23 protein-coding genes are annotated in these 22,863 nt (G+C 46.8%); 3 read left to right on the top strand and 20 right to left on the bottom strand.

Annotation, left to right across the window (positions count from 1 at the left end; translation table 11 throughout):
- Nucleotides 1-65 precede the first annotated feature (65 nt).
- From FXV75_RS13955 to FXV75_RS13975, 5 genes are all read right to left on the bottom strand, one after another.
- Nucleotides 66-1,343 (bottom strand): dihydroorotase, encoded by a 1,278-nt coding sequence (locus FXV75_RS13955; protein WP_148834337.1) that lies wholly within the window; start codon nucleotides 1,341-1,343, stop codon nucleotides 66-68.
- A 1-nt stretch (nucleotide 1,344) separates the two neighbouring features.
- Nucleotides 1,345-2,355: an aspartate carbamoyltransferase catalytic subunit gene (locus FXV75_RS13960; protein ID WP_148834339.1), complete on the bottom strand. Its 1,011-nt coding sequence runs from the start codon at nucleotides 2,353-2,355 to the stop codon at nucleotides 1,345-1,347.
- A gap of 54 nt (nucleotides 2,356-2,409) precedes the next feature.
- Entirely contained in the window at nucleotides 2,410-2,907 is a 498-nt protein-coding gene (gene pyrR / locus FXV75_RS13965) for a bifunctional pyr operon transcriptional regulator/uracil phosphoribosyltransferase PyrR (protein ID WP_148834341.1), read from the bottom strand.
- Nucleotides 2,908-2,998: 91 nt separating this feature from the next.
- Nucleotides 2,999-3,469, bottom strand: coding sequence for a Holliday junction resolvase RuvX (gene ruvX / locus FXV75_RS13970; protein ID WP_148834344.1), 471 nt, complete (start codon nucleotides 3,467-3,469; stop codon nucleotides 2,999-3,001).
- Entirely contained in the window at nucleotides 3,469-4,041 is a 573-nt protein-coding gene (locus FXV75_RS13975; RefSeq protein ID WP_262368564.1) for a YqgE/AlgH family protein, read from the bottom strand. The genes ruvX and FXV75_RS13975 overlap by 1 nt, the downstream gene beginning before the upstream one ends.
- A gap of 276 nt (nucleotides 4,042-4,317) precedes the next feature.
- Here FXV75_RS13975 and FXV75_RS16370 point away from each other — a divergent pair, with 276 nt between their 5' ends.
- Together FXV75_RS16370 and FXV75_RS13980 are read left to right on the top strand one after the other, a co-directional pair.
- Nucleotides 4,318-4,479, top strand: a complete 162-nt coding sequence (locus FXV75_RS16370) for a hypothetical protein (protein WP_187424899.1) — start codon at nucleotides 4,318-4,320, stop codon at nucleotides 4,477-4,479.
- Nucleotides 4,480-4,563: 84 nt separating this feature from the next.
- Nucleotides 4,564-5,403 carry a 2OG-Fe(II) oxygenase family protein gene (locus FXV75_RS13980; protein WP_148834346.1) on the top strand — a complete coding sequence of 280 codons (840 nt, stop codon included), beginning with the start codon at nucleotides 4,564-4,566 and terminating at the stop codon, nucleotides 5,401-5,403.
- 36 nt (nucleotides 5,404-5,439) lie between these two features.
- On the opposite strand, the gene FXV75_RS13985 is transcribed toward FXV75_RS13980, so the two are convergent.
- The 10 genes from FXV75_RS13985 to FXV75_RS14030 form a co-directional block, all read right to left on the bottom strand.
- A complete protein-coding gene (locus FXV75_RS13985) occupies nucleotides 5,440-6,390 on the bottom strand; it encodes a 2-hydroxyacid dehydrogenase (protein WP_148834348.1) in 951 nt (316 codons plus the stop codon).
- A gap of 1 nt (nucleotide 6,391) precedes the next feature.
- Complete coding sequence (locus FXV75_RS13990) at nucleotides 6,392-7,333, bottom strand: AEC family transporter (protein ID WP_148834350.1); 942 nt, start codon at nucleotides 7,331-7,333, stop codon at nucleotides 6,392-6,394.
- 73 nt (nucleotides 7,334-7,406) lie between these two features.
- Nucleotides 7,407-8,993, bottom strand: a complete 1,587-nt coding sequence (locus tag FXV75_RS13995; RefSeq protein ID WP_148834352.1) for an aldehyde dehydrogenase (NADP(+)) — start codon at nucleotides 8,991-8,993, stop codon at nucleotides 7,407-7,409.
- A 71-nt stretch (nucleotides 8,994-9,064) separates the two neighbouring features.
- A complete protein-coding gene (locus FXV75_RS14000; protein WP_148834354.1) occupies nucleotides 9,065-9,829 on the bottom strand; it encodes a FadR/GntR family transcriptional regulator in 765 nt (254 codons plus the stop codon).
- Nucleotides 9,830-9,877: 48 nt separating this feature from the next.
- Nucleotides 9,878-11,203 carry an enolase C-terminal domain-like protein gene (locus tag FXV75_RS14005; protein ID WP_148834356.1) on the bottom strand — a complete coding sequence of 442 codons (1,326 nt, stop codon included), beginning with the start codon at nucleotides 11,201-11,203 and terminating at the stop codon, nucleotides 9,878-9,880.
- A 67-nt stretch (nucleotides 11,204-11,270) separates the two neighbouring features.
- Nucleotides 11,271-12,182, bottom strand: coding sequence for a 5-dehydro-4-deoxyglucarate dehydratase (locus FXV75_RS14010; protein WP_148834358.1), 912 nt, complete (start codon nucleotides 12,180-12,182; stop codon nucleotides 11,271-11,273).
- Nucleotides 12,183-12,308: 126 nt separating this feature from the next.
- Nucleotides 12,309-13,880, bottom strand: a complete 1,572-nt coding sequence (gene garD / locus FXV75_RS14015; protein WP_148834360.1) for a galactarate dehydratase — start codon at nucleotides 13,878-13,880, stop codon at nucleotides 12,309-12,311.
- On the bottom strand, nucleotides 13,877-15,385 hold the full coding sequence (locus FXV75_RS14020; protein WP_148834362.1) for a tripartite tricarboxylate transporter permease: 1,509 nt from the start codon (nucleotides 15,383-15,385) through the stop codon (nucleotides 13,877-13,879). Before FXV75_RS14020 ends, garD begins: the two co-directional genes overlap by 4 nt.
- A 30-nt stretch (nucleotides 15,386-15,415) precedes the next feature.
- A protein-coding gene (locus tag FXV75_RS14025; protein WP_187424833.1) for an IS3 family transposase occupies nucleotides 15,416-16,572 on the bottom strand; the annotation gives its coding sequence in 2 pieces (ribosomal slippage) (nucleotides 15,416-16,302 and nucleotides 16,302-16,572; 1,158 coding nt in all).
- Nucleotides 16,573-16,594: 22 nt separating this feature from the next.
- Nucleotides 16,595-16,783, bottom strand: a complete 189-nt coding sequence (locus FXV75_RS14030; RefSeq protein WP_148834364.1) for a hypothetical protein — start codon at nucleotides 16,781-16,783, stop codon at nucleotides 16,595-16,597.
- Between the two features lie 90 nt (nucleotides 16,784-16,873).
- Here FXV75_RS14030 and FXV75_RS14035 point away from each other — a divergent pair, with 90 nt between their 5' ends.
- Nucleotides 16,874-17,848, top strand: coding sequence for an IS5 family transposase (locus FXV75_RS14035; RefSeq protein WP_262368613.1), 975 nt, complete (start codon nucleotides 16,874-16,876; stop codon nucleotides 17,846-17,848).
- A gap of 93 nt (nucleotides 17,849-17,941) precedes the next feature.
- On the opposite strand, the gene FXV75_RS14040 is transcribed toward FXV75_RS14035, so the two are convergent.
- From FXV75_RS14040 to FXV75_RS14060, 5 genes are all read right to left on the bottom strand, one after another.
- On the bottom strand, nucleotides 17,942-18,256 hold the full coding sequence (locus FXV75_RS14040; RefSeq protein ID WP_148834368.1) for a hypothetical protein: 315 nt from the start codon (nucleotides 18,254-18,256) through the stop codon (nucleotides 17,942-17,944).
- A gap of 73 nt (nucleotides 18,257-18,329) precedes the next feature.
- Nucleotides 18,330-19,379: an ABC transporter substrate-binding protein gene (locus FXV75_RS14045; RefSeq protein ID WP_148834370.1), complete on the bottom strand. Its 1,050-nt coding sequence runs from the start codon at nucleotides 19,377-19,379 to the stop codon at nucleotides 18,330-18,332.
- 289 nt (nucleotides 19,380-19,668) lie between these two features.
- Nucleotides 19,669-20,580, bottom strand: a complete 912-nt coding sequence (locus FXV75_RS14050) for a 5-dehydro-4-deoxyglucarate dehydratase (RefSeq protein WP_148834372.1) — start codon at nucleotides 20,578-20,580, stop codon at nucleotides 19,669-19,671.
- Nucleotides 20,581-20,726: 146 nt separating this feature from the next.
- Nucleotides 20,727-21,524, bottom strand: coding sequence for an NAD-dependent epimerase/dehydratase family protein (locus tag FXV75_RS14055; RefSeq protein WP_148834374.1), 798 nt, complete (start codon nucleotides 21,522-21,524; stop codon nucleotides 20,727-20,729).
- Nucleotides 21,525-21,579: 55 nt separating this feature from the next.
- Nucleotides 21,580-22,863: a TRAP transporter large permease gene (locus FXV75_RS14060; protein WP_148834376.1), complete on the bottom strand. Its 1,284-nt coding sequence runs from the start codon at nucleotides 22,861-22,863 to the stop codon at nucleotides 21,580-21,582.

Consider the following 22,863-nt stretch of genomic DNA (forward strand, 5'->3'; position numbering starts at 1 on the left):
AAAGCAATAAAGACCAAACGGTCAAAAATCCGTTCGGCCTCTATAACACTGTCAAACCGATACTCTTACACGGCTTGATACACTCTTTGTCCCGAGATAAAGGTTTGCATCACACGGCCAACGAGCTCATCACCAAAATACGGTGAATTATGGCCCTTTGTCTTACGCCCTTCGTACGTCCATACCCAACGTGCGGTACTATCAAATACAATAAAGTCCGCAAAACTGCCTACCGATAATGACCCCGCTTCAAGACCAAAGCATGCCGCGGGGCCAGACGTTAGGCACGTCAGTAATGTAGTAAGGTCAACGTCGCCTTCATCCATCAGCTGCATTGCCAAAGGCAGGAGTATTTCCACGTTTGCCATGCCGGGTTCCGTCGCCGCGAATGGCGCAATCTTCGCCATTTTTTCATGAGGCTGATGATCGGAACAAATGGCCGTAATCACCCCGCTCTTAATTCCTTCGATCAGCGTCAGACGGTCTTCTTCGCTGCGCAATGGCGGCAACACATGATAATGACCGTCGAAGCGGTTCAAGATTTGATCATTTAAAAGCAAATTATGCAGCGCTACATCGGCGGTTACGTTCAACCCAGACGCTTTGGCGTCGGCCATCATTTCCACCGATTTGGCACAAGATAAACGCGCAAAGTGCGCACGCACGCCCGTTTTTTCCACTAACAACAAATCGCGCATCAAAGCGATGGTTTCGGCTTCTTCTGGAATACCGGCCAAACCGTGTATCGTCGACATCAGGCCTTCGTGGGCACACCCACCCTCTGACAAGCTGGGTTCATCTGGGTGAAACACCACCAGCAAATCATGCGTGGCCGCGTATTCCAAAGCACGCGCCAACACCTTAGTGCTCACCATTGGGTGGCGATGGTTCGACAAGGCAATACAGCCCGCCTCAGTCAGCGCGACCATATTACTTAGCTGCGCACCTTCTAAACCCTGCGTCAACGCCCCTAGTGGAAACACATTCGCCATACCTGCGTCGTCAGCTTTATCTTGGATCAGCGCGGCCACCGCGGGGGTGTCGACGATAGGGCGCGTATTCGGCGGGCACACCAAGGTGGTGACGCCGCCGGAGACCGCCGCGCGGCCCTCAGTAGCAATGCTGCCTTTTTGCGTCAAACCGGGCTCACGAAGTGACACCGCCAAATCCACCAGACCGGGCAAAATCCACTGGCCCGCCGCATCCATCACGTCAGCCTCTTCAAAGCCTTCTGGAGCGTCTCCAAGCGCGACAATCTTTTGGTTATCAATGAACAAGTCGATGACCGCATCGATGTCTTGGCTCGGGTCGATCAAGCGGCCATTTTGAATACGTAATTTCATCTTATTTTCCCTCCCTCGCCACTGACTCATCGTCATTTTGACTCTGAACCTGTCCACTCATTGCCATCGACATCACGGCCATACGTACTGCGATGCCGTTGGTCACCTGATTTAAAATCACTGAATGTGTGCCGTCGGCCACTTCAGAGGAAATTTCCACACCGCGGTTAATCGGCCCCGGGTGCATCACAATCGCGTCCGATTTTGCCCACGCTAACGTTTCTTCGGTCAAGCCATACAAACGGTAAAACTCACTTTCACTGGGCAGTAAAGCGCCCTTCATGCGCTCTTTTTGCAATCGCAACATCACAATCACATCGACCTCTTTTAAACCGACTTCCAAATCATGGCAAATGGTCGCGCCCATATCGGCAAAGAAACTCGGCACCAAGGTCTTAGGGCCAACTAAACGCACCTCACTCACACCAAGCGTAGTCAAGGCTTGCAACTGAGAGCGTGCCACACGGGAATGCAAAATATCACCAACGATGGCCACCTTTAAGCCGTCAAAACCGCCTTTGTGGCGACGAATCGTCAGCATGTCTAACATAGCTTGGGTAGGATGTGCATGGCGGCCATCACCCGCGTTGATAATGGCGACATTAGGCGTACAGTGTTCAGCAATAAAATGCGCCGCGCCACTGTCGGAATGGCGCACAATAAACATGTCGCTTTGCATGGCTTCAAGATTTTTCAGCGTATCCAGCAAGGACTCGCCTTTTGACGTCGCAGAGGTTTCGATGTTTAGATTGATCACGTCCGCCGAAAGACGTTTGGCCGCCAATTCAAAGGTGGTGCGCGTTCGAGTGGAGTTTTCGAAGAATAAATTCACCACGGTCTTGCCGCGCAGTAAAGGTACTTTTTTGACCGATTGCTCCCCCATCGACAAGAAGGAATCAGCCCGGTCTAAGATTTCAGTCAGGATGGTTTTGTCTAACCCATCCAGTGTTAAAAAATGCTTAAGCTGCCCGTGTTCATTTAACTGTAATGCCCGAGGCTCGGATCGCATCATGGTTGGCTTTCCTCAAACTGCGAAGACGTTTTCGTCTTTCTCTCTACTTAAAATTTAATGGGTCACAACCACAGAAACGCTCAATGGCGTTGGTCCTGTCAGCTTCACCCTTTGGTCTGCACTCAACGTCAGATGTTCGCCCACTATATCGGCGGCAATAGGCAACTCTCGCTGACCCAGATCGTACAAAATCGCCAAGGTAATACTGGCAGGTCGGCCAAAATCAAAAATCTCGTTCATCGCAGCGCGAATGGTTCTCCCTGACATCAACACATCGTCGACCAAGATAACATGGCGGCCTTCAATCGCAGGCAATAGCGTTTGATTTACTTTTGGATTTAAACCCACTTTGGTGAAATCATCGCGGTAAAAGGTAATGTCTAAGGTGGCCAACGGCTCTGTCGTCGGAACTACCGTCATCAGTTGCTCTGCTACCCAGACGCCCCCACTATGAATGCCCACCACAATAGCGTCTTCAATGTTTTTTTCTTTACAATAATCAGCCAACTGAGCCTTCATAGACATCAGAGCCTTGTCTAAATGTAACGTCATTTTTCTTTCACGCCTCGCGTTTCAATTAATACCAAACACCGTTCATCCTATGGCAGATCAAGCCATGACGTAAAAATGGCCTAAAAATACCCTAGTGTGATTCTGCGAACCAGGTTTCGACAATCATTTGGGCAGCCAAGCCATCGACTGAATTTTCTTTAAAATTGCGATTGCCGCCGCGAGCCAACACCTGACCTTTGGCCTCATAAGACGACAACCTTTCGTCCATCATATGATAAGGGCGATTAAAACGCCCATGCAATCGCTTGGCGAACTTTCGCGCTCGTTGACACATGTCATTTTCGCCACCATCCATGTCCAGAGGCAAACCAACCACAAACGCATCGGGCTGCCATTCGGCGACAATTTTAGCAATCTCATCCCAGTTGGGAATGCCTTCTTTGGCCTTTAAAGGATCCAACGGCTGAGCCGTCCCTGTAACGCTTTGCCCCGTGGCAACGCCGATGCGTGTCGTACCAAAATCAAAACCCAATACGGAACGAACAGTATTGGGTTTCTGATGATCGCCTAAAGGCATGCCTGTAGAGATTAACGCGGTCATTAACCATGTCCTATGTCGGGTGAAAGTCTTGCCATATCAATACCCAATACCCGCGCAGCGGCGGTAAATTGCATATCACTTGGGGTGTGGAATAATACGTCTAAATCCGCCTCACATACCAGCCAATCGTTGTTGGCAATTTCAGCGTCAAGCTGACCCGCATCCCAACCGGCGCACCCCAAAGTGATACGAAACGCGTCTGGACCCCGGCCTTTTGCAATGTCTTCAAGCGCTTCGAGTGAGGCCGATAATGACACCTCATCGGTGACGCGTAACGTATTGTCCCAGACTTTATCGGACGTATGCAAAATGAAGCCGCGCTCTGCTTCCACTGGGCCACCATTGTAAATCGGCTCTGAACGCAGAGGCACATTGTCAATCGGCATATTAAGATGGTTGGCCAATTCAATAAAATCCACATTAGCAGGACGATTTATAATGATTCCCATGGCGCCTTCTTTGGAATGTTCACAAAGATAGATCACCGTATGTTCAAAATGTGGATCGTTTAGGTGTGGCATAGAAATTAAGAAGTGGTCTTTAAACGAATCGAAAAATGTATTCATAGTCATGAGCCCTCTTTAATTGGTATAAGCGCTTAGATGTATCGCGCCAATGTTAAGATAGAAAAAGCACTTGAACTTGAGAAATAACTCGCCAACGCTGGCGATAGAGACACACTGAAAAGAGCGTAAAGAAGACGATCAATAAAACGACCGACGTTTTTAGTATAAGGGAAAATAGAAAATTACCTACCCCCTTATGTAAATTTTCTTATCGGGTCCCTTCAAAACGGACAATTCAACCAGTAAACTAATGGCCTTCGCTCCTGAGACGCCACGTTAATCATGCCCAATAGCCTTTTGCTTCACACTACGGTATTCACGCCATCGATTCAGATCGAGGTGTTAAATGGCGTGCACCTTGCGGATTTGGCTCAATGGCAAGCGAACTATCAATCTGAAACGGTGGATTTGCGTTACTTTTTTCACAGCGGTTGGTCGTCTTAACGTCTCTGATGCTTTCCACATTGTTCTCTCTCTATGAAAAAACAAAAGACAATGTCGCCTTTTTGAGCGACCTAGGACATCAAGATGATATTACAAGCAATCGACTACACCAGCCCCACGGCCCAAAAAGACTTCGTTCAATCATTGCGTGACACCGGCTTTGGGGTATTAAAAAACCACCCCATTCAGAAACACTTGGTCTCAGCGATTTATCAAGAGTGGCAGGCCTTTTTTGATGGCGAAACAAAAAACGACTACCGCTACAACGTCGGTACACAAGACGGTTTTTTCCCATCTGACGTGTCTGAAACAGCAAAAGGCCACACACAAAAAGACATCAAAGAATATTTCCATTATTACCCGTGGGGACAATGTCCTGCCGACAAAAAAGCCTTGTTGGCGCAGTACTACGCCGAAGCCAATACCTTGGCGTTGGAGCTGTTGACGTGGGTAGAAAAGCATTCGCCTGTCGAGGTGGCGCAACAGTACTCTCAGCCGTTGTCTAGCATGGTAGAAGGCAGCGACCAGACCTTGTTGCGCGTGTTGCATTATCCGCCCTTAAAAGGCGACGAAACACTGGGTGCGATCCGTGCAGGCGCTCACGAAGACATCAATTTATTGACCATTTTACCCTCCGCCAACGAGCCAGGTTTGCAAGTGAAAGCCAAAGACGGCTCGTGGGTGGGCGTGCCTTGTGATTTTGGTACCTTGGTGGTGAACATCGGCGACATGTTGCAAGAAGCCTCGGGGGGCTACTTTCCATCGACCTCCCATCGGGTGATCAACCCAGAAGGCGCCGACAAAACCAAATCGCGCATTTCCTTGCCGTTATTCTTGCACCCAAAACCGGACGTTGTGTTATCAAAGCGTCACACCGCAGGCAGCTACCTGCATGAACGTTTGGTGGAATTGGGGGTAATTTAACTTTCTCCAAACGCACACTCACACCGAAAAAAAGTGTTAGTACACTTTGGTTAACAAGGCTTGGCCCGCAAAATGCGCGGCTAAATTGTCCACCACTAATTGAGACATGGCACCGCGTGTTTCTTCTGTCGCACTGGCACAATGAGGCTGAAGAACCACGTTATCAAGAGCTAATAATCGCGCAGGAACATAAGGTTCATTGGCAAACACATCCAGCCCTGCGCCTTTTATGTCGCCCGATTCCAACGCCTCGATCAAGGCGTCCTCGTCAACGACGGAGCCACGAGACACATTAATAAAGTAGCCGTCTTTACCTAACGCCTTTAGAACTTTTTTACTGATCAACCCTTGAGTTTGTATCCCTCCAGGCACGACGACCATCATCACATCGACGTTTTCGGCCATCTCAGTTAGGTCAGAATACCAAGCATAAGTAACGGCTTCTTGCTCACGTCGTCCGTAGTAACAGACCAACAAACCAAAGGCTTCACAGCGGTGTGCTATGGCTTTACCGATGCGCCCCAAACCAACAATGCCCACTCGCTTTCCTGTCAAGCTCGTATTGAGTGGCATAACTTCTTGACGTTGCCATCGCCCACTTCGAATCCAATCCACCCCATTTAAAAGGCGTCGAACGGTGTTTAATAGCAGCATCAATGCCATGTCCGCCACATCGTCCGTCAATACATCCGGCGTGTTTGTAACCGCAACAGAACGTTTTTCGCAAGCGTCAATGCACACCGTATCAAAACCGACACTGGCCACCGCCACAATTTCCACATTCGGTAAGCGGTCCAACAATGCTTCAGGAAAGCCACCTGTGTGAGTCGTTATAACAGCACGAATCGACGACGCAAACTGCTCTAAAATGTGCGTTTTTCCAGCGCTATCCGCCAGATCATAACGATGTAAACGATAGCGTTGCTCCAACAAAGCAAACTGCTCCGGACGACAAGGAACCATCACAAGCACGTCTATTACTGACATATTACTCCCCTATAAGCACCCTAATAATAGGCACAAATAACACAATGACCACAGAAGAAATAAGGGTAGAACACGCAATCGCATTTGCCGTTGATTTACCATCATCTCCTTTCGCTACCGCCGTAACATAAGCCGATGCCGCGGTGGGTGCCGCCAAAAACACAAACAAAAACAACAATTCTTTTTGACCAAACCCCAAATAATAACCCAACATCGTAAAAAAAATAGGGCTCAAGGCCACCTTGCATAACACAGCTATGGAAACGTGCTTATGCAAAGAAAAGCCACTGGTTGCTAACGAACCACCAATGCATATCAGGGCCAGTGGTAAAGACAATCCTCCGACAAGAGAGCCTGTTTTGACCATAAAGGTAGGCAATGTTACTGCGGCTAAATTAGCCACAACGCCTAAAACGATACTCATAATGAGCGCGTTCTTCAAAAGGCTTTTTAGAACGGGGACGAGTCGTAACGATCCCTTGCTGTAACGCGTAAGAATAATTTCAGCCAATACATTAAACAGCAGTACGCTCAAACCAGACATCACACCGCCAAGCGCCACGCCTTCTGGCCCAAACATGTTCACCACTAAAGCAACACTAAAAATGCCACAATTTCCTCGAAAAGCGATCTGAACAAAGATCCCCCGTTGCCGCTCAGCCACACCAAGCTTTACCGCCAACAACCAAGAAAAAAGAAAGGTAAGAAGAATCGATGCAATAAAATAAACAGCCAAGTTTACGCTGATAAGCCCGCTTAGATTGCTTCCTAACATGCCAAAAAAGAACAGGGCAGGCATAGAGACCTGAAAGACAAATCGCGAACTAATCAGAATAAAGCCATCATTTATAAGCTGGATCCGACGTAAAAATGCCCCTATTGCAATCATCAGTAACACGGGTGCAGCGACATCCAAAATAACGCTTTGCGTCTCTAGCAGCATAGAATCCCTCAAAAAACGCCCTATAAACCAATACGGTAAATAGGGTATTCATGCAAAATAGGACAAACGTAAACTACTTGAATTGGCCATCCACCAATTGCGGCACATTCAAAGGATTGTTGTCTTGAATGGCTTCAGGGATCAATGAACTTGGGAAATCTTGGTAACAGACAGGACGCAAGAATCGATCAATCGCGGCGCTGCCAACAGACGTAGAACGACTGTCCGACGTCGCAGGGAAAGGCCCGCCATGCACCATGGAATGACACACTTCCACTCCAGTTGGGTAGCCATTACAAAGAATACGACCGACTTTTCGCTCAAGTGTTGGCAACAAAGCTCGAACCGCATCAACATCCGCATCGGACATTTGAATGGTCGCGGTCAATTGACCTTCTAAGTGCTCAGCCACCACCTTGTATTCATCCAAGGTATCGCATTCGATGATCAAAGACGTTGAACCAAATACTTCATCTTCCATTGACGCATCCGCCAAGAACGCTTGCGCGCTGGTCGCAAACACATGTGGGCAGCACTGGTTTGGCTGATCGCTGTCATTGCCTTTGGCGAGTAAACTCACTGCCGTATTATTATTAAGCTGAGCCACACCCTCGCAATACGCTTGGTAAATACCCGGTGTTAGCATGGTTTGTGTGCCTAATGCTTGCACTTCGCTGGCCACCGTCGCCTTGAACGTCTCGGCCGCCGCGCCTTTCAATAAAATCACCATACCGGGGTTGGTACAGAATTGACCTGCGCCCATAGCAAGTGAGCCGACAAAACCTTTCGCCACACTTTGCGCTTCAGCAGACAATTTTTCTGGCATCACAAAAACCGGGTTGATGCTGCTCATTTCCGCGTAAACCGGAATGGGCTCAGGGCGATTTGCAGCAATATTCATTAGCGCAACGCCGCCACGACGAGAACCAGTAAACCCCACCGCCTTAATCGCTGGGTGCGCAACAAGTGCCCCGCCGATGTCGCTACCGGAGCCATAAAGAAGAGAAAAGACACCCGCAGGAAGCCCACATTTTTTTACCGCCGCCGTGATAGCGCGGCCAACCAATTCAGACGTACCAGGGTGCGCCGAATGCGCCTTAACAATCACAGGACAACCTGCCGCCAAGGCCGACGCCGTGTCACCACCGGCAACCGAAAATGCCAATGGGAAGTTACTTGCACCAAACACGGCGACAGGGCCAAGGGCAATTTTTTGGAAACGCAAATCAGAGCGAGGCAAGGGCGCGCGGTTCGGCATTGCAGGATCAATGCGAGCATCCGTCGCCTTGCCCAAACGTACCACGCCAGCGAACAAGCGCAATTGCCCCATCGTACGACCGCGCTCGCCTTCAATACGCATCTTGGGCAAACCGGATTCCGCCATCGCACGTTCAACCAACGCATCGCCTAACGCTAGAATTTCATCGGCAATGCACTCAAGAAAAGTGGCACGTTTTTCCATGCTAACAGCACGATACTCGTCAAACGCTTGCCAAGCCAACTCAGCCGCTTGATTAACATGTGTTTGATCACCGCCTAAATACGAAGGTTCAAGCGTCTCGTTTGTCGCTGGATTGATTGCTTGAATGGCTTTTTTGGTGCCCGTAATTTCATTGCCGGCTATTAATGAAGTGCCGGTAAGAAGTGCTTTAGTGTCCATGATTTCCCCTGATTTTAGTTCTAAAAAGTGAACGGTAAAAACAGAAATAAGCGGAGCTTATTCCAAGCAAGTTACTCTAAATCAAACTTATTATTACTCTGGTATTGCTCATACAAGTGATAGGCACGATATAAATGATCGTGCATGGCGTTTTTTGCACCTTCTGCATCTTGACTCTTAATACAGTTCAGTATGGCGAGATGTTCCGAGCGAACACGATACAAATACTCATCGGTTGCCACTTGCTTTAAGTTTGAATTAACCAATTTTGCTCTGGGGATAACGTTCTTATTAAACTGCTCATAGAACTGTTTAAGGAAAGGGTTATGAGTTGCGGTGCAAATAGCCAAATGAAAAGCGTAATCTTCTTTTCTAGCCAATTCGCCTCGACTTAAAGCCTCATCAAATTCGTTGAAATATTTTTCAAGCATAGCCACATCTTCCTCTGAGCGACGCACAGCTGCCAGCTCACAAGCCGTTGTTTCCACACTCAAGCGCATTTCTAAAATATGTAGAATATCGGTGATAGCCGTTGGGTCAATCTGGTATGCAAACAAGGTTTCACTGGTTTTAGCACGAATGACGCTGGTACCAACCCCGCGCTTTGTTTCGACCAAACCAAGCGATTTAAGCTGAGTGATAGCCTCTCGGATAACGGTACGACTCACGCCAAATAGATCGCATAAGGCATTTTCTGTTGGCAGTTTATCACCAACAGAAATATGGCCAGCCGAAATTTGCTTTTCAAGCTGTTTTGCCACATTGCTTGCCAAGCTATCGCCTTTACCAACTCGCTCTATTTGTAGTGATTTCGCCACCGTTTTAACCCCTTTCATATAAATACGCCGTATATTCTAAAGCCCAGAACATTACCCCAGTGCCCTCTATCTCACAAGCGCTGGTTTCTTCGGATCAAACGTCCAACCTGGGATAAGAAACTGCATGGCCAAGCTATCATCACGTTGACCAAGGGTTAACGTTTTATAGAGTGCATGCGCTTCCATTAACTTTTCGCGATCCAACTCGATCCCTAAGCCTGGCTTTGTCGGAACGGCAATCTTACCGTTACGGATTGTTAATGGCTCTTTGGTTACGCGCTGCCCATCTTGCCAAATCCAGTGCGTATCAATGGCGGTGACTTCGCCTGGGCAAGCGGCCGCAACGTGTGTCATCATCGCCAAGGAAATATCAAAGTGGTTATTACTGTGAGATCCCCACGTCATGCCCCATTCATTACAAAGCTCACCTACGGATACGGCACCTTGCATGGTCCAGAAATGACAATCAGCTAATGGAATATCGACAGAGTCCATACGAACCGCGTTTTTCAGTTGTTTCCAGTCTGTCGCAATCATATTAGTTGCGGTTTTTAGGCCTGTTCTGCGTTTGAACTCAGACATGGTCTCACGACCAGACCACGCGCCTTCTTGGCCGCAAGGATCTTCTGCATAGCTCAGCATATGTTTAATTGGATCTAGATATTCCACTGCCTGATCAAGCGTCCAAGCGCCATTTGGATCTAACGTCAAACGTGCCTCTGGGAAGGCTTCGTATAATGCGCGAATACACTCTGCTTCTTGATGGCCATCCAGCACACCGCCCTTTAGTTTGAAGTCTTTAAAACCGTAGCGCTCGTATGCTGCTTTGGCTAAGGTCGCAATGGATTCTGGTGTCACGGCTTCTAAACCACGAACCCGATCCCATTCGTCCACAGGGTTATCATAAGCAGGATAAGGCAAGTTGGTTTTGGTGCGGTCACCTAGGAAAAATAAATAACCTAACGCTTCAACTTCGTCGCGCTGTTTACCGTATTGGCCTAATAAATCGACCACAGGCAAGCCCATGTTCTGGCCAGCCAAATCCAATAATGCGGATTCAATCGCGGTGATAACATGAACAGCGGTTCTTAGATCGAAGGTTTGATTGCCACGGACGTCGTCAGATTTACCTGCTGTGGCACGGCGCACATCACTGATAATACGTTTCCACTTACCAACGTTTTGGCCTTCCACCAAAACACGACACTCCTCGAGTGTAGAAATGATTTTATCCGTTGCCGGCACTTCACCTAATCCGATGTTGCCCTCGTTATCTTCTAAAACAACAACAGTACGGATGAACCAAGGAGCATGTCCGCCACTTAAATTCAGTAAAAAACTATCATGACCAGCAACAGGAATAACCTGCATCTTTGTGATTGTCGTAAACATTCAGCCCCCCTATCAAAAAATAAAAATGGGAAGAATCAGACGATCCAACCGACCCTTCCCTAAAGTGTTATACGTTACGCTTGATAATTGCCTCTAACTCAGCCACTTCCGCTGCGGTAGGCATGGTCAGCGGAGCGCGAACATTACCCGCACTGTGGCCCATCAAGGCCGCGCCCGCTTTAATCAAGCTCACCGCGTAGCCTTTTTTGCGGTCGCGCAAACGGCAGAATGGAATAAAAAAATCTTTAATGATGGCCGTAACTACTGCCTGATCACCAGCACGCAAGGCTTTATAAAACTTATTTGCCATTTCCGGCATAAAGTTAAACACAGCAGAAGAATAAGTATTCACGCCAATGGACAAATACGCTTCAGCAAAAATCTCAGCGGTTGGCACGCCACCGATGTAAACCAAACGATCACCGACTGTCTTGATGGTATCGTTCAAATCCGCAATATTACCTGTGCCGTCTTTTAGCGCCACCATGTTCGGGTTCGCCGCAGCCAACGCCTTTACGCTTTCGGCTTTTAAGACACCGTTACCACGGTTGTAATAAATAAAATGCGTTTTGCTCGATGCCATGATTTGACTAGCGTAGTCCACAATGCCGTCTTCTGGACATTCTGTCAGGAAAGGAGGCATCAGCAAGATCCCGTCACAACCAGCGTCCGTTGCAATCTTCGCGAAATTAGACGCGTCTTTCACACTACGACCCGCTGCGGCGATCAAAGGAACACGACCTTTTACGGTCGCGACAGACACGTCAACAATTTCACGAAAATCCGCTTCATCTAATGAGAAAAACTCCCCAGTTCCCCCTGCAATAAAAATAGAAGAGACATCATGTTGAATAAACGACTCAAGACGTGCTTTATAAGTCTCTGCGTTAAACTTTCCATTTTCATCAAAATCGGTAACGGGAAAGGACAACAATCCGTCACTGAGTGCTGATCTCATTTGCTCCACTGAAAACGCCATGCTTTTATCCTCTTCTGTTGTTTTTATCCATTCCCAATCGGAAGGCTTCTAGTGATTACTTGTAATACATCATACAACCAAACATGGTAAATACAAGTCAAATTCATGCAATTATACGGTTGCTTTTTAGGTCACAGGCGCTGGGTTAAACAACACAAGGTCGTTGTGCAGCCCCAGCCGATCCGCAGCCACTTGCTTACGTCCACTCGCCACGTCCAAAATAAGATGAAACAGCTCCCAACCCGCTTCTTCTAACGTGATTTCCTTGGTTGCCATACGACCCGCATCCATATCAATCAAGTCATGCCAGCGGTTACCCAGCGAACTGTTGGTCGATACTTTAATCACTGGCGCAACTTCTAAACCATAAGGCGTACCACGCCCCGTCGTAAAAACTTGAATGTTCATTCCAGAGGCAAATTGCAAAGTGCCGCAAATAAAGTCACTGGCAGGGGTCGCAGCAAAATTCAAACCACGTTTACGAATACGCTCACCGGGACTCAACACATCGACAATGGGGCTGTTGCCCGATTTCGTAATCGACCCCAAAGACTTCTCTACAATGTTATTCAAGCCACCTTTTTTATTACCCGGCGTGGTGTTCGCACTGCGATCCGCTTGACCTTGATTCAAGTAATCATCATACCATTGCATTTCACGCAACAAGGCTTTGCCTACTTCAACGGTTTGCGCGCGTGGGGTTAACAAATGAATCGCGTCGCGCACTTCGGTGACTTCTGAAAACATCACCGAACCACCGGCACGGACAATTAAATCCGAGGCATAACCCACCGCAGGGTTCGCAGTAATGCCTGAGAACGCGTCACTGCCACCGCACTGCATACCGACGACCAGCTCAGAAATAGGACACGGTTCACGTCGTCGTAAATTCAAGCGTTTAAGATGCTCTTCGGCCATGTCCATAATGTGATCGACCATGTCTTGAAAACCATGATGGGACTCGTCCTGCAAGCTCACAACGCTGTCTTCAAGGCGCTTCGCGGCCGCGGAGTTTGGTAAAATATTTACCGCCTGGGAATCCTCTATCTCAAGTAAACGATGAGGCTGTAATTTTTCACAACCCAATCCGATTACCATAATTTCGCCACCGAAATTGGGGTTTTTCGCCATGTTTTGCAAGGTACGAATCGGCACGATGGCGCCGGGCGCATTGATCGCCACGCCACAACCATAAGAATGATTTAGCGCAACCACTCCATCAACATTCGGATACTTTGGTAACAAAGTTTGCTTGATCAGCTTGACCACATAATCCGTCATCCCGGCAACGCACTGCACACTGGTACTAATACCAAGTAAATTTTTTGTGCCGGCGGAGCCATCTGCATTTTTGTAACCATCAAAGGTATACCCACCCAACGGCTCAAAAACGGGTTTCTCACGAGTCGCCAAGGGCAGCTCATCTAGGTTTGGCGGCGTTGGCATTCGAACCACTTGTTCAGACACCCAACATCCCATTTCCAAATCTTTGTTCGCATAACCAATGACTTCGTTATAACGAATAATGGTGTCATTTTCTTTGATCGCCTGTAAGGTCACTTTATGACCTTGCGGCACCGCTTCTTTTAATACCAAGCCATTATCTAACTTCGCCCCCGCAGGCGCGCCGCCCTGATTAAGAATAATGGCCACGTTGTCGTTGTCATGAATTTTGATTAAGACATAAGACGAGCTCATTTTACTGCTCCTTGTTTCGCTTGTTGCTTGCTTTTTTTATGGATCATAACAGAGACAAAAATTGATAATGCAATCAACCCCCACAACACCACGGCAATCGGGCTTTTGGTGAACAAAACAGAATACTCACCGTAGGACTCTAAACTCTTCACAAAATACACCTCAGCACTGCTGCCAAGAATAAAACCAATGACGAGTGGCGCAATTTCAATGCCGATTTTGGTAAAAGCCCAACCCGCCACCCCAAAAATAAACAATGTCCACACATCGAACATTATGCCGTAGTTGATCGCATACGCCCCAACGGTGCACATCATGACAATGATGGGATAAAGAATAAATTTAGGGATCAACACCACTTTTGCTATGTGGCGAATGGCGTAGAACATCACCACAAACATGACGATGTTGGCGAACATCAGAGCGGTGATCATTGAATACCAGGTGTTAATATTTTCACCAATAAACAAAGGCCCAACTTGCAACCCCTGCAAAGTAAAGGCCCCAATTAACACCGCCGTTGTGCTGTCGCCAGGAATCCCTAACGACAACAATGGAATCAAAGCCCCTCCAGTCAAACCATTGTTGGCGGACTCAGACGCCACCAAACCTTCTGGCTCACCTGTGCCCATTTTCTCTGGGGTTTTAGAAAAGTTTTTTTGCTGAGTGTACGCCAAAATTGATGCGGCACTGCCCCCAATACCCGGCAACATACCAATGAAAGTGCCAATAAAAGAAGAGCGTAAAAGATTGCTTATTTGCCCTTTGAAAATACCAAATGAAAACGGCTTGCCTTTCGTTAAACTCACTTTGTTCTCTAAAGACGGCTCCTTCACACCTTTCTCAGCCTCTTCAATAATGGTCGCCACACCAAAAAGACCAATCAAAACAGGCAGCAATGAAAACCCGTATGCCAAATAAGGTTCCATAAAAGGCGCCATTAGACGATATTCTCCATTGCCGCCATTAGACACATCGTAGGTACCAATTAGGCTGAGCAACACACCAAGCAAGCCACTGAACACTCCCATCAAAATATTTTTAGAGAGCGATGCGATAACAGACATCGCAAAGAATATCATCAGGAATTTTTCTACATAGGAGAATTTAATCGCAAAATCCGCCAAAACCGGCGCAAAGAAAAACAATATCAACGCACTAAAAGTCCCCCCAAACAAAGAAGCGACAATGCAGGTTTTTAGCGCACGCTCCGCCTCACCACGTTGCGCCATCGGGTAACCATCAAACGTCGTTGTAATAGACGATGGCGTACCTGGAATGTTCAGCAACACCGCGGGCACCAACCCGCCGGAAATTCCTCCGACATACAAACCCAGCAATAATGCTAAGCCTTCTTGAAGCCCCAGCGTATAAGTAAGCGGTAAACACACCGCAACGGCCATCGTGGCCGTCATTCCAGGAATGGCCCCAAAAACAATGCCGATGATCGCTCCCGCCGCGGCCAATAAAAAGAAAGCTGGCGACAGTAATTCAAGAAATTCCATAATATTACTCCGTCTCTAAGGCTGTTCTGGTCAAGTCCAACCGGACACTTTCCTAAAGGAGTTTTCATACTCAATGGGTGATTGGTCGCCATTCGACGAATGTAATCGCTCCAGATTGTAATATTTCACATAGGCCGCAACATCTTGCTTCATATGCTCTCTTGTTGGTTGTGCTACCTTGAACAACCAATCATGTTTTAAACTGCCGAAGAACCTTTCAACCACGGCATTATCCCAACACGCACCGACGTCACCCATGCTAGAGCGGCAATCAAGCCGTTTTAATAGGCTTCTAAAGCGTTTACTCGTGTATTGCGAACCTCTATCGCTATGAAATACTAAGCCCTTTGGCGGCTGTCGTAAGCGATGTGCTTTTAAAAATGCTTGCTCAATTAAGTCTGTCGTCATACGTTTTGACGTGTGCCAACCCACTATGCGACGACCAAACAAATCCATTACAATAGCAAGGTATAGCCAGCCTTCGCCTGTTTTTAAATATGACACATCCCCAGCCCACACCTGGTTCTGGCCTAACGGGTTAAAATTCATGTTCAATAAATTATCAGCTACAGCATCACTGTCTTTGCGCTTTGTTGTGACTTTGTAAGGGATACGCTGCTTAACGACTAACCCCAATCGTTTCATCAAGCCAATGACACTATGCCGGCTAACATCAAAGCCTTCTTTGCGAAGCTTTTTCCCAAGCTCACGGCTACCCAAACTGTCTCGACTATCTTCAAAAAGCGCCTTCGCCCTACGATGTAAATTCAGTGTTTGTGCACTGATAATTATCGCGGGACGTTTTCGCCAAGCATAGTATGCAGATTTGCTAACGCGCATCACTTTACACGATATGACAACTGGGTACTGCTTACCTAAACTTTTGATAAATGAATATTTTATTTCATTTCTTTTGCGAAAAACGCTGAAGCCTTTTTTAATATTTCGCGCTCCATTAGCAAGCGCTTATTGTCTTTTCTGAGCTGAGCGAGTTCAGCCCGCTCATCCTTCGACAACTCTGAATCTTCATTTTGTTGTTTAAACTTCGCTACCCAGTTATAAAGTAGCTTGTCAGTGATATTCAGTGAAGCGGCAGCCTCAACAACTGAGTAACCTTGCTCAATCACCAGCGCCACCGCTTCTTGCTTAAAATCGTTTGGATATTGTTTGTTAGTACGTTTAGTCATTTTACACCTCAATAATTGGATATTATCCTTTATTGAAGTGTCCGGCTAATTCAACCACAACAGGCATCGACACAAGAAAGAAATGATACAAAATAACCCAGACGACCGTCGGGGCAATGACTGCATTGGTCACGATGATTGTCAGATTTCGGCGTGTTAAATCGTGGCAATAAAGAATCGACATCAACAACACAAAAGGAATCGATGCCAATAAAAACCCTAAGCCCATATTAGGGAAGATGCGATTAAGTCGGTAACATGAGATAATCTCGCCGACTTAAGACAACTACGACGCCTACCGATCATGAACCAGCTTTCCTTCGCCGACACCGAATTTACCAGCAAACGCCGCAAGACTCGCAAAGAACTCTTTCTTGGACGAATGGATGAATTGATTCCTTGGCAGCAGCTTGAAGCCCAAATTGAACCCTTCTATCCAAAAGCAGGTAACGGACGTCGCCCATATCCTTTGTCTACCATGTTGCGCATTCACTTTATGCAGAACTGGTACAACATGGGAGACCCTGCAATGGAAGACGCTCTTTATGAAATTACCTCTATACGGCTTTTTGCTGGATTATCCTTAGAAGGTGCGATACCTGATCACACAACTATTATGAATTTCAGGCACTTACTGGAAAAGCATAAGCTTGGACGAAAACTATTTAAAGAAGTCCATAAATGGCTATCAGACTCAGGTATTTACTTCAAAGAAGGTACCATCGTTGACGCGACTATTATTGAAGCCGCTAGCTCGACCAAAAATAAAGCCAAATCACGTGATCCAGAAATGCACCAAACTAAGAAGGGAAACCAATGGTTCTTCGGATTAAAAGCACATATTGGAGTCGATGCTAAACGTGGCTTGGTGCATAGTTTCACCACCACTTCTGCCAATGAACATGACCTAAACCAAATCACTGAGCTAATGCATGGCGATGAGACGTTTGTCTCTGCTGACTCGGGCTACCGTGGCGTGGAAAAACGTGAGGAAACCAAAGATAAGACGTTGGAGTGGTTGATTGCGGAGATGCCAAGCAAGGTTCGGGAATGGAAAAAGCATCCCCGTATTAATAAAATCCCCATCAATACTGAGTACATAAAAGCGAGCATCAGAGCAAAAGTAGAGCACCCGTTTCGGATACTGAAGTGCCAGTTTGGCTTCCGCAAAGTGGTCTATAAAGGTCTATCAAAAAATGACAATAAGCTCGCGGTGTTGTTTGCACTGGGAAATATACTGCGAGTGGATCAGATGATAAGGTCTGCACGGGGTTAATCCGTCTTGATGATGGTAGTTGGAGCTTTTAAGCCTCCAACTAGAGAATAAGACACACTAAAAACCGAGGTTTTTAGTGAATTAAAGAGCGAATCAGGCCAGCTGCGACTTAGTGCTAATAATCTGACTTAATCGCACGTTCCCAAGTAACACCTCTCCAATCGCCTCCATCAACCAGAAGTATGCTGGAATTAAAGCAAAGGTGGCGAGCAGTCGAAAAAAATCGGCGTTTTTAACAAAGAACTGATAACGACCCGAACGGATCGCTCGCATCACTGAACGACAGTGGGTCACCACAATCACTAACCCTAAAATCAACAATAAACAAATAACGATTCTAGGAAAAAACAGATGAGACACATCAAAGTCAATTACGACGGTATTTAATGAAGAAAACCAATCAGACATACAACCCTCTCTAGCGAACAATCACGGCGCCGTGAACCAAACCCACTTGGTTCACGGCGCTTACCCACAAGTATTATTTATGTAGGTTGTCTATAATTTTCGCATAACTATCACGCTTAGCTTTAAAATGCTTTTGCGCTTCAGCCGATGTGCGGAAGTTAGGAATAAAGAACGATTTTTTCAGCGTTTCCTGCACTTTGCCGTCTGCAAAAACTTCCGCTAGGGCATTGTCTAAAAACTTAATTACTTCTGGAGACATGCGCTTGTTATATAAGAAGAAAAACTCCTTATCAAACGTAAAACTGCTTTCTGCGTCCATGGGGACATTAACGCCAAGCCCAGATGCAAACTGCATGAGTTGCTCGCGTGACGTTTCACCCATTCCTTTAGGGTTAGCACCACCAATGGTGGAGGCTTTTGCTGTCAGCCAAACAAAGTTCATCGCTTTTTGATCATCAGCGGGTAGACGAGTGTATTGTTCATTCGCCTGCACGCTGCCATTAATCACATCTGCAAGCCCATCAAATAAGGCTTGGTTTTTGTCAGATTGTGATCCGGTATTCAATGCGACTACGTTGTCCTCTTGACCCGGATACGCAAGACGCACTGCGTTTTTCATGGCCGTAAAGCCGATTTCAGAGACGCCGCCGGGCTGAATCGCAACACGAATGGTCTTGCCATTACCTGCCGCGTTTAGGATTTCATCCATATTTTTGTATGGAGAGTTTTTTGGAACAAGGTAACCATTCCCTGGATTTGTCGCAAAAGAAGGCCCAATAATCCATTCTTTGAAGGGATCTTCATAGCCTTTTTGTCCATATAGATTTCCTAAATAAGCCTGATCATGGAAAATCATCAAGGTATTACCCGTTGGAACACGAGCTAACGCTTGATAACCTGCGGAAAAGCCTACCGCATCCACTTTAACGTTAGTGTCGATTTTCTTAGCCAAGGCTTCTGCAATGATCGCAGACGCCTGATAAGTATCGCCACCCGTAGACTTAGAACCGATAACAACACGGATATTTCCTCTAATAGGATTATCTGACGCATTTGCTACCGCTGGAGCCAATGCACACGCTGCTGCCATTAGAATTGTCGAGCTCTGAAACAATTTTTTCATCACTGTGTTCCTTTAATTGTTTTTGTATATGGGACAATTTTTTCTGTTACTTTATTTACAACACTAAAACATCATACATCATACAACCTAATTTTCAATACGAGAATGTATTTTTTAAAGTTAGGTAAAACCGTCTAACCATGATGTTGAAATTACAAGAACCGAGCAGTTAAAACTTTATATATCACAAGGTTTTAAACAGAAAGTAAAAAGCTCAAGCCTGAATAATAAGACTTGAGCGACTAAAACTCACTGGATGTACTTTACTAGATGCACTTTGCTGGGTGTTCTATTTATTGGCGTTAATTAAGGCTTTCAGTCGATTTTCTTGCTCCGCTGTAGGCATGGTCAAGGGCGCTCTAACATTTCCAGCTGAGCGACCAATGGCCGTTGCACCCGACTTGATCAAACTCACTGCGTAGCCTTTTTTCTCATCTCGTAGTCGACAAAATGGGATAAAGAAGTCTTTAATAATCGCTGTCACTGTGTCTTTTTCACCTGCTCGTAAAGCCTTGTAAAAACGGTTCGCCATGTCTGGCATAAAGTTAAAAACCGCTGAAGAGTAAGTGTTCACTCCGATGGAAAGGTAAGCCTCAGCAAAGATCTCGGCCGTAGGAACGCCACCAATATATACCAAACGGTCACCGACGGTTTTGACAATATCATTTAAGGCTGCCATGTTCCCAACGCCATCTTTAAGCGCAATTAGGTTTGAGTTTTGCGCCGCAAGCTGCTTCACACTTTCAGCACCCAAGATGCCATTGCCACGATTATAATAAATAAATTGAATCGGACTGCTTTGCATGATGCGTGTCGCGTATTCCACAATCCCCTCTTCAGGGCATTCAGTAAGAAAGGGTGGCATGAGCAAAATACCATCACAGCCTGCCTCTTCTGCGGCTTTAACAAATTCTTTTGCCTCTATGACGCTGCGACCTGCACTGGCGATAACAGGCACCCGACCTGCCACTGTCTCAACGGCAATACGGCAAATGGCTTTGTACTCCTCAAGACCCAGAGAAAAGAACTCGCCCGTTCCGCCTGCGACAAAAACAGACGATACGTCGTGCTCAACAAACCACTCGATGCGCTGTCTATAAGTGTCGGCTTGGAACTCGCCATTATCATTAAAATCGGTGATCGGAAATGAAAGCAAACCGTCACTCAATGCAGAACGGATTTTAGCTGTAGAAAGCGCCATAAGATGATCCTCATGTTGTCAATAAGCCCAAATTTGGGCCAAAGAAATCCCTACCCAACAGTGGATAAAAATTTCGTTTTGTTAATAAAAATTGTCTTTCGTCGAAGTCGATTTAAGTCGTATTAAATCGCTCATTTTTGAGCACGTTACTTGTTTTCAAAGTGCCCTGCTGTGGCAAAAAAACCACCTTGAAATAAAAGCGCTGGATTGTCACCGTCCAAGGGCGCGTCCTGTTTTAGCACTTCGTCTTCGAATGACTGTGATGATGCTTTGGGTTGCCAGCCGACAAAGTTGGAAAGGCGGTTGTCCCACCAAGACCAAGGATTATTCGACGCACCGTAAATCACGGTGCAGCCCAAACGATTAACGGTGTAGACTTTTTTAATCAGATCCGCCAGGTCGCCCTCGCTTAACCAAGTCGATAACATGCGACGATCGATGGGTTTTGGCAAACAGCTGCCAATACGTACCAACGCTGATTCGACGCCAAATTTATCAAAGTAATATTGCGCCATTAGCTCACCAAAGCCTTTTGATACACCGTACAAACTGTCTGGTCGCATCGGACTGTTCGCGTCTAAGCGAGTCTCACGCGAATGAAAGCCCACTACATGATTGGAACTTGCGAAAAAAATACGCTTCACTCCCAACTGGCGAGCGGCTTCATAGATATGATACGTGCCTTTTAAATTGCCATTCACAATACTATCAAACGTGCCCTCAACGGACTGGCCACCAAGGTGAATGATCCCGTCGCAGCCTCGCACTAGATCGATCACAGACGACAAATCACCAAGATCGCAGGCCGTAAAGGACTCACCTTCGTTTAAAGTGTTAATGGGAACGATGTCTGACAGCACAAGCTCATTCGCCCAACCCGCTAAAGCCTTGCGCATGGCCTTACCTAATGTACCGGCAGCGCCTGTTAACAACACTCTTTTCATTGCTTTCCCCTTTTTCAATCTCGTCGCATTCACATCGCCACTGACAGCCGAAGGATTACCCATTAATCCAATTCGGGAGCGCCATAGACACCGATGGCACAAATGTCACTAACATCAACGCGGTTAAAATAGCCAAGTAAAAAGGCCAAATGGTTTTCACCGCTTTTTGAATGGAGACACCGCCAATAGCACAACCGACAAACAAACACCCACCCACAGGCGGTGTGCACAAGCCCAGCCCTAAGTTCATCATCAGCATCACACCAAAATGAATCGGATCCATACCCAAACCAAGCGCAACCGGAAGGAAAATAGGCGTACAAATCAAAATCAACGCCGCCATGTCCATGATCATGCCCAGAACCAATAAAATCAGGTTCATCATTAACAAGATAACAATGGGATTGTCTGAAATAGAAGTCAGTGCCACAGCCAATACTTTTGGCACTTCATATAAGGCAAGCATGTAGCCAAATGCAGAGGCACAGCCCACCAGTATCATCACCATTCCAGTCGTTTTAACTGAGCGAACCACGGCAACCCAAAAGTCTTTTAAACTCAATGATCGATAAACGACACCCGTGATAAAAATCGCGTATAAGGCACCAATCGCTCCCGATTCCGTTACCGTAAAGACGCCTGATAACGCCCCACCCACTACGATAATCGCGGTGATCAAGCCAGGGAATGACGCCAAAAAGGCGAAAAACACCACTTTAAAACCCGCAAACTCTTCAGTAGGAAAGTTCTTTCGAATGGCAATCCATCGAGCAACAACACCCAACAAAAAACACATCAGAATACCCGGCACAACGCCAGCCATGAACAAACTGGCGACCGACATGCCGCCGCCCGCTGCAACCACATAAAGAATCATGTTATGGCTTGGTGGGATCATGATACCGGCAATAGACGACGTCACCGTCACATTCACAGCGTAATCAGGGTCGTAACCTTTTTCTTTCATAACAGGGATCAACAACGAACCCAGCGCCGATACATCAGCCACCGCAGAACCAGAGATACCGCCAAACAGCATGCTAGAAAACACGTTAACCTGACCCAAACCACCACGCATCCAACCTACAGCCGAAGAGGCAAGACGAATCAAACGCGCTGCGATCCCGCCGTGTAACATTAACTCGCCGGCAAAAATAAAGAAGGGAATCGCCAATAAAGAAAACGTCGATGTACCTGCCACAATCCGTTGGAAGCCAATCATCAAAGGAATGCCTTCGAACCAAAATGCCGAAATCGCCGCCATGCCTAAAGCAAAGGCCACAGGAACGCCAATAAACGTCAATAGAGCAAACAGCCCAAGTAAAATAGCTAAGCCCAT

The organism is Marinomonas sp. IMCC 4694, from assembly GCF_008122525.1.
Taxonomy (GTDB): domain Bacteria; phylum Pseudomonadota; class Gammaproteobacteria; order Pseudomonadales; family Marinomonadaceae; genus Marinomonas.

Bases quoted from the DNA above. Each gene is read 5' to 3' on its own strand.
- FXV75_RS13990 (WP_148834350.1), bottom strand. From the start codon at position 7,333: ATGCTGCTAGAGACGCAAAGCGTTATTTTGGATGTCGCTGCACCCGTG.
- FXV75_RS14055 (WP_148834374.1), bottom strand. From the start codon at position 21,524: ATGAAAAGAGTGTTGTTAACAGGCGCTGCCGGTACATTAGGTAAGGCC.
- FXV75_RS14020 (WP_148834362.1), bottom strand. From the start codon at position 15,385: ATGGAATTTCTTGAATTACTGTCGCCAGCTTTCTTTTTATTGGCCGCG.
- FXV75_RS14005 (WP_148834356.1), bottom strand. From the start codon at position 11,203: ATGTTTACGACAATCACAAAGATGCAGGTTATTCCTGTTGCTGGTCAT.
- garD (WP_148834360.1), bottom strand. From the start codon at position 13,880: ATGAGCTCGTCTTATGTCTTAATCAAAATTCATGACAACGACAACGTG.
- FXV75_RS13980 (WP_148834346.1), top strand. From the start codon at position 4,564: ATGATATTACAAGCAATCGACTACACCAGCCCCACGGCCCAAAAAGAC.
- FXV75_RS14000 (WP_148834354.1), bottom strand. From the start codon at position 9,829: ATGAAAGGGGTTAAAACGGTGGCGAAATCACTACAAATAGAGCGAGTT.
- FXV75_RS13960 (WP_148834339.1), bottom strand. From the start codon at position 2,355: ATGATGCGATCCGAGCCTCGGGCATTACAGTTAAATGAACACGGGCAG.
- FXV75_RS14050 (WP_148834372.1), bottom strand. From the start codon at position 20,580: ATGGCGCTTTCTACAGCTAAAATCCGTTCTGCATTGAGTGACGGTTTG.
- FXV75_RS13995 (WP_148834352.1), bottom strand. From the start codon at position 8,993: ATGGACACTAAAGCACTTCTTACCGGCACTTCATTAATAGCCGGCAAT.
- FXV75_RS13955 (WP_148834337.1), bottom strand. From the start codon at position 1,343: ATGAAATTACGTATTCAAAATGGCCGCTTGATCGACCCGAGCCAAGAC.
- FXV75_RS14060 (WP_148834376.1), bottom strand. From the start codon at position 22,863: ATGGGCTTAGCTATTTTACTTGGGCTGTTTGCTCTATTGACGTTTATT.
- pyrR (WP_148834341.1), bottom strand. From the start codon at position 2,907: ATGACGTTACATTTAGACAAGGCTCTGATGTCTATGAAGGCTCAGTTG.
- ruvX (WP_148834344.1), bottom strand. From the start codon at position 3,469: ATGACCGCGTTAATCTCTACAGGCATGCCTTTAGGCGATCATCAGAAA.
- FXV75_RS14040 (WP_148834368.1), bottom strand. From the start codon at position 18,256: ATGTCTGATTGGTTTTCTTCATTAAATACCGTCGTAATTGACTTTGAT.
- FXV75_RS14045 (WP_148834370.1), bottom strand. From the start codon at position 19,379: ATGAAAAAATTGTTTCAGAGCTCGACAATTCTAATGGCAGCAGCGTGT.
- FXV75_RS16370 (WP_187424899.1), top strand. From the start codon at position 4,318: ATGCCCAATAGCCTTTTGCTTCACACTACGGTATTCACGCCATCGATT.
- FXV75_RS13985 (WP_148834348.1), bottom strand. From the start codon at position 6,390: ATGTCAGTAATAGACGTGCTTGTGATGGTTCCTTGTCGTCCGGAGCAG.
- FXV75_RS13975 (WP_262368564.1), bottom strand. From the start codon at position 4,041: ATGACTATGAATACATTTTTCGATTCGTTTAAAGACCACTTCTTAATT.
- FXV75_RS14010 (WP_148834358.1), bottom strand. From the start codon at position 12,182: ATGGCGTTTTCAGTGGAGCAAATGAGATCAGCACTCAGTGACGGATTG.